Here is an 8,510-nt window from a genome sequence, read left to right as displayed (position 1 = left end):
CCCGCGCAGCGGATCATCGGCGGCGCGGCGCTGGACACGGCCGGCCTGGTCGTGCCGGCCGGCGTCGCCGCGCCGCCGAGGGTGACCGCCACGTCGTGGCTGGTCGCCGACCTGGACAGCGGCCAGGTGCTCGGCGGCTGCGGCCCCCACGAGTACGGCACACCGGCGAGCGTGCAGAAGCTCCTGCTGGCGGCCACGATGCTGCCCAAGCTCGACCCGAAGCAGACGGTCACCGTCACCGACGCGGACATGAACATCGAACCCGGCTCCTCGGCCGTGGGCCTGGTCGCGGGCGGCCGGTACACCATCGAGACCATCTGGCTCGGGTTGCTGCTCAACTCCGGCAACGAGGCCGCCAACGCGCTGGCCCGACTGGGCAGCGGGACGGACAGCGCCGCCGGCGTACGCGCCATGAACGAGCAGGCGCACCACCTCGGCGCGCTCCAGACGCACGCGGTCACCCCGTCCGGGCTGGACGGCAAGGGGCAGTTCACCAGCGCGTACGACCTGGCGCTGATCGCTCGGGCCTGCTTCGCCCAGCCGACCTTCCGCCGGTACGCGCTGACCGAGCAGACGTCGATTCCGGTCCAGCCGGCGCAACGCACCAAGGGCTTCGAGATCCAGAACGAGAACCAGCTCATCTACCGGTACCCGGGGGCGCTCGGCGGCAAGACCGGCTTCACCGACCTGGCCCGGCACACCTACGTGGGGGCGGCGGAACGCGGCGGGCGGCGGCTGGTGGTGACTCTGCTGGGCGCCGAATCGGCACCGGCGCGCGGCTGGGAGCAGGGCGCGGCCCTCCTGGACTGGGGCTTCACGCTGCCCCGGGACGCCGCCGTGGGTCGACTGGTCGAGCCCGGCGAGCTGACCGCCACCCCGTCGGCGGTGCCGTCCGCGCTGGCGGCACCCGGCGCGCCCCGCCCAGCGGCGGCCAGCGGACCCGCGCGTACCGGCTCGGAGTGGCTCTGGTCGGTGACCGCGGTGAGCGGTGCGACGGTGGTGGCGTTGTTGGGCGGCCTGCTGTGGCGGCGTCGCCGCCGGATGCCCTGACGGATCGACATCGGGCGCTGCCCTCCATAGACTCCGGTCTTTCTGGCACCACCAGTCCAGGAGGATCCCTGTGTCGAGTGAACTCGAACCGCGCCCCGCAGTGGCGGCACCCCGCCGGCCGGTGCGCGCCCTGACCCGCCTCGCGGGGGTGACAGTGCTCGCCGGGGCGCTGGTCGTCGGCTCGTCCGCCACCGCGCTGGCCGCCCCGGGCCCGTCGGCCGACACGGTGCGCGTCTCTGCCGCGCCACCCGCCGACGCCGACGCCGCCACCCGACCGCCACGCACCACCCACGGCCCGTGCGCGTACACCGAGACCCCGGACGAGCCGGCGGCCCGGCCGGTGCCGCTGCCGCCCGACCCGCGGCGCACCCCGGCCCGGGGCAGCGTCCGGGTGACTCTGGCGACCAACCACGGGCCGATCGGGCTGACAGTGGACCGGGCCGCCGCGCCGTGCACGGTGCAGAGCTTCCTGCACCTGGTCAACAAGCGGTTTTACGACCGCACCCCGTGCCACCGGCTCACCGCGTACCCGACGCTGAGCGTGCTGCAGTGCGGTGACCCGTCCGGCACCGGTGAGGGCGGTCCGGGCTACCGGTACCGCGACGAGTTGCCGACCGACCTGCCGCCCGCGCCCACCGACCCGACCGGGGAGCGCCGGGTGTACGCCCGGGGCGTGCTGGCCATGGCCAACGCCGGGCCGGACACCAACGGCAGCCAGTTCTTCCTGGTCTACGCCAACTCCGCGCTGCGCCCCAACTACACGATCTTCGGCGAGGTCGACGGGGCCGGCCTGGCCACCCTGGACCGGATCGCCGCCGGGGGAGTGGCACCGACCGCCGAGGACCCGGCGCCGGTCGACGGCGCGCCCGCACTGCCGGTGACCATCCGCAAGGCCGTCCGCTGGCACCACCACCACTGACCGTGCGGCGCGGTGGGGGACCGTCGGTCGCTCACCGCGCCCGCCGTGGGGTGACTTTCGGTCGGGCCCGGCCTCGTCGGAATTTTCGGGAACGGACCGGGACCGATCCAACCGGTTTCCGCCGTGGTTCCGGCCGTCACGTCGAGGCGGGCGACCCGGTCAGCGGGGCGGCGGTGCTGTCCCGAACGACCAACTCGGTGGCGAGTTCCACCCGGGGCGAGTCGATGCCCTCGCCCTGAGCCAGGCGCAGCACGGTCCGGGCTGCCAACCGTCCCATCTCGACCAACGGTTGGCGCACGGTGGTCAGTGGGGGTGAGGCCCAGCGGGCTTCCGGCAGATCGTCGAACCCCACCACGCTCACGTCGTCCGGCACGCGGAGCCCTCGGCGCCGGATGGCCTCGTAGACGCCGAAGGCCATCTGGTCGCTGGACGCGAAGATGCCGGTCGGAGGGTCGGCGAGGTCGAGCAGCGCGGTCCCGCCAGCGAACCCGGAGGCGTGGTAGAAGTCGCCCGGGTAGATCAGCGCGTCGTCCACCGGCACCCCGGCGGCCTCCAGCCCGGCCCGGTAACCGTCGAGCCGGGCCCGGCTGCACAGCAGGTGCGTCGGCCCGGCCACGAAGCCGATGCGCCGGTGCCCGATCGCGAGCAGATGTTCGGTCGCGGCGAGCCCGCCGGCCCAGTTGGTGGCGCCGATCGTCGGCACGTCCATGGCCGGCACGCCGGCCGGGTCCACGACCACTACCGGCACGTTGAGGCGACGCAGCTGCGCGTGCAGCGGCGGGCTCAGGTGCGAGGTCACGAAGATGACGCCGTCGGTGGCCCGGGTGCGCAGGTTCTGCAACCACTGCCGGGCCGCGGTGGGCTGCCGGTGGATCGCGGAGACCACAGTGCCGACGCCCGCGCCGTGCCCGACATCCTCCACGCCGCGGATGATCTCCACGGCCCAGGGGCTGTCCAGGTCGTTGAAGACCAGGTCGACGAGACCGGCACGGCGAACACTGCGGCTGGTGCGTCGCCGGTAGCCGTGGTGACGCAACAACTCCTCGACCCGCTCCCGGGTGTCCGGGGCCACATCGGAGCGTCCGTTCAGCACCCGTGACACGGTCGGCACCGACACCCCGGCCTCCCGTGCGATCGCGGTGATGGTCACCCTGCGTCCGTCGTCCGCGCCCACCCGCGTCTCCTTCACCGCTCCGGAAGCGACAGCATGCCGTCGCCACCGTGTGTCCCGGAACGGCGTGCACCGTTCCTCGCGTCATCTTGCCTCACCGATAGGGGTTGACGACACGCCCGGTTGGTTCCAGCGCTCGGCGGAGTTACGGAAGTATTCCGGATATATTTCGGCTACCTTTCGCCGCGCCGGCCCGCGGCAGTTCCGTGTCGGCCGGCTTTCCGCCACCGGGAAAGGGCTCTCAGGGCTCAACCACGGTTCGTGCACGGAGCCTGATGAGACCCCGGCTGCGAGAAGCGACGCCTGGGCAGCCGGGTCCTCGTCGTTGGTGGCGATCTCAGTGCTGACACACCGGCCGGTTCGTGACCCAGTGCTGGTTGACCAGGTTGACGACTGGCGGCGGGTTGGGGATCCCGCCCTCGGCGGCGATGGGTTTGGCGTTGAAGATTCTCAGGAAGAAGTTGATCACCTTGGCAACCAGGGCCGGGATGGTGTAGCCGATGCCGCAACTCGCGTTGATGGTGAGGTCGGCGCGGTTGCAGCCCTCGCGGTTGGCGAGGCCCTGCAGGCCACCGAAACCGATGCTCGAGCCTCGGGTGATCCCCATCGTGGACCGAGGGTTCGTTCAGCGACTGGCTGTCCGAACGTATGCAGGACGCGCTGCTGGTCCGTTGACCCGGTCGAGCCGGCTCGTCCGGCGGGCGTGGCCGAACCGGTCGACGGCCGATCCGGCGCGGGGCCCGGCCAGGGCTGATAGACAGGACCGGTGCGTACCCGCGTCGCCGTCGTGCTCGCGTTCGCCGTGCTGCTCGGCGGCTGCTCACGGCCGGAGCCTCGGCCCGTGCCGGCCATGCCGCAGCCGACGCCGGTGCGCCCCACCCCGTCGCCGAGCCCCGCCGAGCGGCTGCCCGGGTTCGTGGTGCTGACCGACCTCGACCCGCGTATCCACGCCGACATCCGCTACGCCACGCCGCACAACTTCGTCGGCCGACCGATCACCGGCTACCGTGAGCCGCTGTGCCTGCTCACCCGGCAGGCGGCCGAGGCGCTGCGCCGCGTACAGGACGCCGCGCTGACCGGTGGGCACAGCCTCAAGGTGTACGACTGCTACCGCCCGCAACCGGCGGTGGACGACTTCGTCGCCTGGTCGAAGCGCCCTGGTGAGCAGCAGACCAAGGCCGAGTTCTACCCGGACCTGGCCAAGAACCGGCTCTTCGCCGACGGTTACATCGGCGCGCCCACCGCGCACAGCCGCGGCAGCACCCTGGACCTGACCCTTGTCGACGAGCCCGCCGCCAGCCAACCTCCGTACCGGGTCGGGCAACCACTGGTCGCCTGCACCGCGCCGCGCGGGCAGCGCTTCGCCGACAACAGCATCGACATGGGCACGGGCTTCGACTGTTTCGACCCACGGGCGCACACCGCCGACCCCCGCGTCACGCCGACGGCGCGGGACAACCGTCGGTTGTTGCAGCGGCTGATGACCGACGCCGGGTTCGTCAACTACGACCGTGAGTGGTGGCACTACAGCCTGCGCGACGAGCCGTACCCGGACACGTTCTTCGCCGCCCCGGTCGCCCGCTCGTCGGTTGGCTGAGCGGTCAGGTCCAGTAGAGGACCCGGCAGGCTGGCACGCGGGCGGTCAGCTCGGCGGTGAACCAGTCGCGCAGCTCGGTCATCTGCTCGCGAGGGTAGACGTACTTCACCGCGCCGAACTTGCCGTGCTTGCGGGTGCGGGACTCCTCGTCCATCTCCAGCCGGGTGCGCGGGTACCAGCCGAGCAGCACCTCCTTGCTGCCCGGCGTGAACCGGTGGGTGATCAGCTCGGCCGTCAGGTCCAGGTCCGGCACCCCGTCGACCGCCGCGCGGACCTGGTCGAGCAGTTCGCCGTAGCGTTCCCGCCAGTCCGGCAGCGCGATGATCGGCGCGATGGTCAGCCCGACCGGGTAGCCGTCGAGGGCGAGCCGGCGCAACGCGGCCAGCCGGTCCGACACCCGGGCGGTGCCGCCCTCGAACCGAACGCTCACCGGGGCGCAGTTGACGCTGAAGCGGACCCGGGTCCGGCCGGCGTGCGGCAGCCCCACGAAGGTGTCCACATCGGCGTACTTGGTGGTCCAGCGCAGTTGCACGGGGGCGTCCCAGTCCGCGAAGTGCTGCACCGCGCGCCGCCAACTGCCGGTCAGGTGCTCCAGGGCGAGCGGGTCGGTGTAGCAGGACGCCTCGAAGGTGGTGCCCTCGTCGGCGCGCCGCGCGTTGCGGCTGGTCACCGTGCCGCGCCCGGCGTACGCGGCCAGCCCGGTGAGGATGTCGTCGAGGTCCGCGTACACCCGGGTCACCGGTGGGCCGGACAGGGATCCGGCGAGGTAGCAGTACTGGCAGTGCGCCGGGCAGCCCTCGGCCAGGTCGACCCGCCAGTCGGCGCTGGGCGCGATGGGTTGCAGGACGCGCCGCGAGGGTGGGCTCACCACGATCGCCATTGCCGACTTGGCCCGGGCGTAGGTCTCCCGGTCGGTCTGTCCGCGTACCCCGGTGAGCCGGTTGGCGCGCAGGGGTTCCACCTCGATGCCGAGTGCCCGCACCCGCTCGACGATCCGTTGGCCGTGCGGGTGGTCGAGCGCGGCCGGGGTGGCCACCACCCGGCTCGGGGTCCAGCGGCGCGCCGAGCGGGTCGGCGGCGCGAGGCCGGCGAGGTCGCGGGTCGGCACGCGTTCGCCACTGGCGTCGTGCGGCGCGGCGGGCACGTCCACGGCGAGCGGCTGGTCGACGTCGACGCCGTCCGGGCTGGTCACCGGGCCGGGGTACCCGCTGCCGCAGGAATCCCACCCGTTCGGGCGATCGGCGATTGACGCGATCAGGTCAGAGGAATAACCTTTCGTCTATCTGTAAACCTTGTGAACAGATGTATCTCGACGCGGCGGCGCGCGTCCCCACCGAAGGGACGATCAGGTGATCGCAGAACTCTCATCCCGTACCAGACGAATCCTGTCGTTGTTCGTCGCCCTGGTCGTCGCGCTGACCGCCGGTGTCGCTGTCAGCGCCTCGCGCAGTGCGCAGGCCGCCCCGACGTTCAAGGTCCTGGCCTTCTACAACGGCACCTGGGACGCCGCGCACATCGACTTCGTCAAGGACGCCCGGGCCTGGTTCCCGCAGGCCGCCGCCCAGCACGGTTTCTCCTGGGAGGCCACCAACAACTGGGGCCTGCTGAACACCGCCAACCTGGCCCAGTACAAGGTCGTCATGTTCCTGGACGACGCGCCGCCCACCGCGCAGCGGGCCGCGTTCCAGCAGTACATGCAGAACGGCGGGGCGTGGCTGGGCTTCCACGTCAGCGCGTGGACCGACAACCCGTCGAGCTGGAGCTGGTACTACAACACCTTCCTCGGCACCGGCTCGTTCCAGACGAACACCTGGGGACCCACCCGGGTCACGATGCGCGCCGACAACCGCACCCACGCCGCCACCCGGAACCTCCCGGCGACGTTCCCGTCGTCGATCAGCGAGTGGTACTCCTGGAGCAACGACCTGCGGCAGAACCCCAACATCGACATCCTCGCCTCGGTCGACCCGTCCAGCTTCCCGGTCGGCACGGACCCCAACCAGTCCTGGTACGGCGGCTACTACCCGCTGGTCTGGAGCAACCGGCAGTACAAGATGCTCTACGCCAACTTCGGTCACAACGCGATGAACTACAGCACCAACACCGGGCTGTCCTCCACCTTCGACAGCGCGCAACAGAACCAGCTGCTGATCGACGGGCTGCACTGGCTGGCCGGCGTCGGCACCGTCCCACCGACCACGCCCCCGCCGTCCGACGGCATCTCGCCGACCGCCTGGCACACCGTGGTCAACCGTGGCAACGGCAAGTGCGTGGACGCCCGGGCCGCGGCCAGCGCGAACGGCACGGCCATCCAGCAGTACGCGTGCAACAGCAGCACCGCGCAGCAGTACCAGTTCGTGCCGACCAGCGGTGGGTACCTGCGGGTCAACAACCGCAACAACAGCGCCCAGGTGCTCGACGTGACGAACCGGTCGACCGCCGACTCGGCGCCGATTCAGCTCTGGTCCTACAGCGGCGGCAACAACCAGCAGTGGCGGGCCGAGCCCGAGGGTGGCGGCTACTACCGCCTGGTCAACCGCTCCAGCGGAAAGTGTCTCGACGTGCCGGGAGCGTCCACGGCCGACAGCGTCCAGCTCGTCCAGTACACCTGCAACGGCACCGCTGCGCAGTCCTTCCGGCTGGTGCCGCAGTCATAGCTCCACCGCCACGTCCGCGCCGGGGTGAACCGCGACTCGCCCCGGCGCGGACCCGGCGGCGCGAGCGAACCGGGCGGCGACGTCCCGGATGACGGCGCGCAGCTCCGGTGGGTCGAGCACGTCGAAGTCGACAGCCAGAGTGCCGAGGAAGGCAGCGAGATTTCCCAGCGACTCGCCGCCGGTGTGCAACAGGCAGGCCCGCTCGTCGATCGCCTCCAACAGGCCCGCCGTGGTGGGGATCCGCTGCGCCATGGTCTCGGCCGAGGCGTGCAGGCGTACCCGGGCGGGGTGTGGCCAGGCCGCGGAGCCGACGCCGCGCAGCACGTGCGCGACCGCGTCGCCACCTGGCGGCTCCCGCGGCGCGAAGCGTGGGCCGGTCGGCACCCGGGGTTGGATCCGGTCGGCGCGGAACGTCCGCCAGTCGGCCCGGTCGGTGTCCCACCCCAGCAGGTACCACCGCCGCCCGGTGTAGACCAGACGGTACGGCTCGACGTCGCGCACGCTGACCGTGCCGTCGTGGCCGGCGTAGTCGAACCGCAGCCGCTCCCGGCGGTGCGCGGCCGTGGAGACGGCGGTGAGCGTGTCGGCGTCCACGGTCGGGCCACCGCCGGCGGCGGAGACCGTCGCCGAGCGCAGGGCGTCCACCCGGTGCCGCAGCCGTGACGGCAGCGACTGCTCCAGCTTGGCCAGCGCCCGCAGCGAGGTCTCCTCGATGCCGGTCACCGAGCCGCCAGCGGCCGCTCGCAGCCCGACGGCCACCGCCACGGCCTCGTCGTCGTCGAGCAGCAGCGGTGGCAGCGCCGACCCGGCACCGAGCCGGTAGCCGCCGGCGACCCCCGGGTGTGACTCGATCTGGTAGCCCAGCACCCGCAGCCGCTCCACATCCGTGCGCACCGTGCGGGTGGTGACCGCGAACCGTTCGGCCAGCTCCGCGCCGGACCACTCCCGGCGGACCTGGAGGAGGGTCAGCAACCGCAGCAGCCGCACCGAGGTCTCCACCATCCCGTCGAGTCTGCCAGCGACCGCCGACGGGGTGTGGGAGCGCCGGTTATTCGGTTGCTCGACCCGACGACGGCCTGCTGGACTACCCGACACCGCCACCAACCTCCAGGGAGC

The 8,510-nt window shown here is 72.2% G+C and carries 8 protein-coding genes; 4 read left to right on the top strand and 4 right to left on the bottom strand.

Annotation, left to right across the window (positions count from 1 at the left end):
* Together DLJ58_RS18540 and DLJ58_RS18535 are read left to right on the top strand one after the other, a co-directional pair.
* Positions 1-1,050 (top strand): D-alanyl-D-alanine carboxypeptidase family protein (locus DLJ58_RS18540; protein WP_341869911.1); only part of this gene is annotated, 1,050 nt, incomplete at its 5' end.
* 70 nt (positions 1,051-1,120) lie between these two features.
* A complete protein-coding gene (locus DLJ58_RS18535; RefSeq protein WP_244219011.1) occupies positions 1,121-1,969 on the top strand; it encodes a peptidylprolyl isomerase in 849 nt (282 codons plus the stop codon).
* 136 nt (positions 1,970-2,105) lie between these two features.
* Here DLJ58_RS18535 and DLJ58_RS18530 read toward each other — a convergent pair whose 3' ends face one another.
* Positions 2,106-3,143 carry a LacI family DNA-binding transcriptional regulator gene (locus DLJ58_RS18530; RefSeq protein WP_124858085.1) on the bottom strand — a complete coding sequence of 346 codons (1,038 nt, stop codon included), beginning with the start codon at positions 3,141-3,143 and terminating at the stop codon, positions 2,106-2,108.
* A gap of 334 nt (positions 3,144-3,477) precedes the next feature.
* Complete coding sequence (locus DLJ58_RS18525; protein ID WP_124858083.1) at positions 3,478-3,747, bottom strand: hypothetical protein; 270 nt, start codon at positions 3,745-3,747, stop codon at positions 3,478-3,480.
* Positions 3,748-3,906: 159 nt separating this feature from the next.
* Here DLJ58_RS18525 and DLJ58_RS18520 point away from each other — a divergent pair, with 159 nt between their 5' ends.
* Entirely contained in the window at positions 3,907-4,737 is an 831-nt protein-coding gene (locus DLJ58_RS18520; protein WP_244219010.1) for a M15 family metallopeptidase, read from the top strand.
* A 4-nt stretch (positions 4,738-4,741) separates the two neighbouring features.
* Here the strand turns inward: DLJ58_RS18520 and DLJ58_RS18515 are convergent, their stop codons facing one another.
* The gene (locus DLJ58_RS18515; RefSeq protein WP_208741193.1) at positions 4,742-5,929 is read right to left on the bottom strand and encodes a spore photoproduct lyase family protein; all 1,188 of its coding nucleotides are present in this window, start codon (positions 5,927-5,929) and stop codon (positions 4,742-4,744) included.
* Positions 5,930-6,086: 157 nt separating this feature from the next.
* On the opposite strand from DLJ58_RS18515, the gene DLJ58_RS18510 reads away from it, so the two are divergent.
* Positions 6,087-7,394: an RICIN domain-containing protein gene (locus DLJ58_RS18510; protein ID WP_244219009.1), complete on the top strand. Its 1,308-nt coding sequence runs from the start codon at positions 6,087-6,089 to the stop codon at positions 7,392-7,394.
* Here DLJ58_RS18510 and DLJ58_RS18505 read toward each other — a convergent pair.
* A complete protein-coding gene (locus DLJ58_RS18505; protein ID WP_124858081.1) occupies positions 7,389-8,396 on the bottom strand; it encodes a helix-turn-helix transcriptional regulator in 1,008 nt (335 codons plus the stop codon). The genes DLJ58_RS18510 and DLJ58_RS18505 overlap by 6 nt on opposite strands.
* Between the last annotated feature and the right edge of the window lie 114 nt (positions 8,397-8,510).

The sequence above is a fragment of the Micromonospora arida genome (assembly GCF_003857035.1).
Taxonomy (GTDB): Bacteria; Actinomycetota; Actinomycetes; order Mycobacteriales; family Micromonosporaceae; genus Micromonospora; species Micromonospora arida.
Note: the sequence above shows the minus strand (reverse complement) of the source record. Positions and strands in the feature narration are given on the sequence as shown.

Excerpts from the sequence above, each read along its gene's own strand:
- DLJ58_RS18505 (WP_124858081.1), bottom strand. The coding sequence starts at position 8,396 with ATGGTGGAGACCTCGGTGCGGCTGCTGCGGTTGCTGACCCTCCTCCAG.
- DLJ58_RS18525 (WP_124858083.1), bottom strand. The coding sequence starts at position 3,747 with ATGGGGATCACCCGAGGCTCGAGCATCGGTTTCGGTGGCCTGCAGGGC.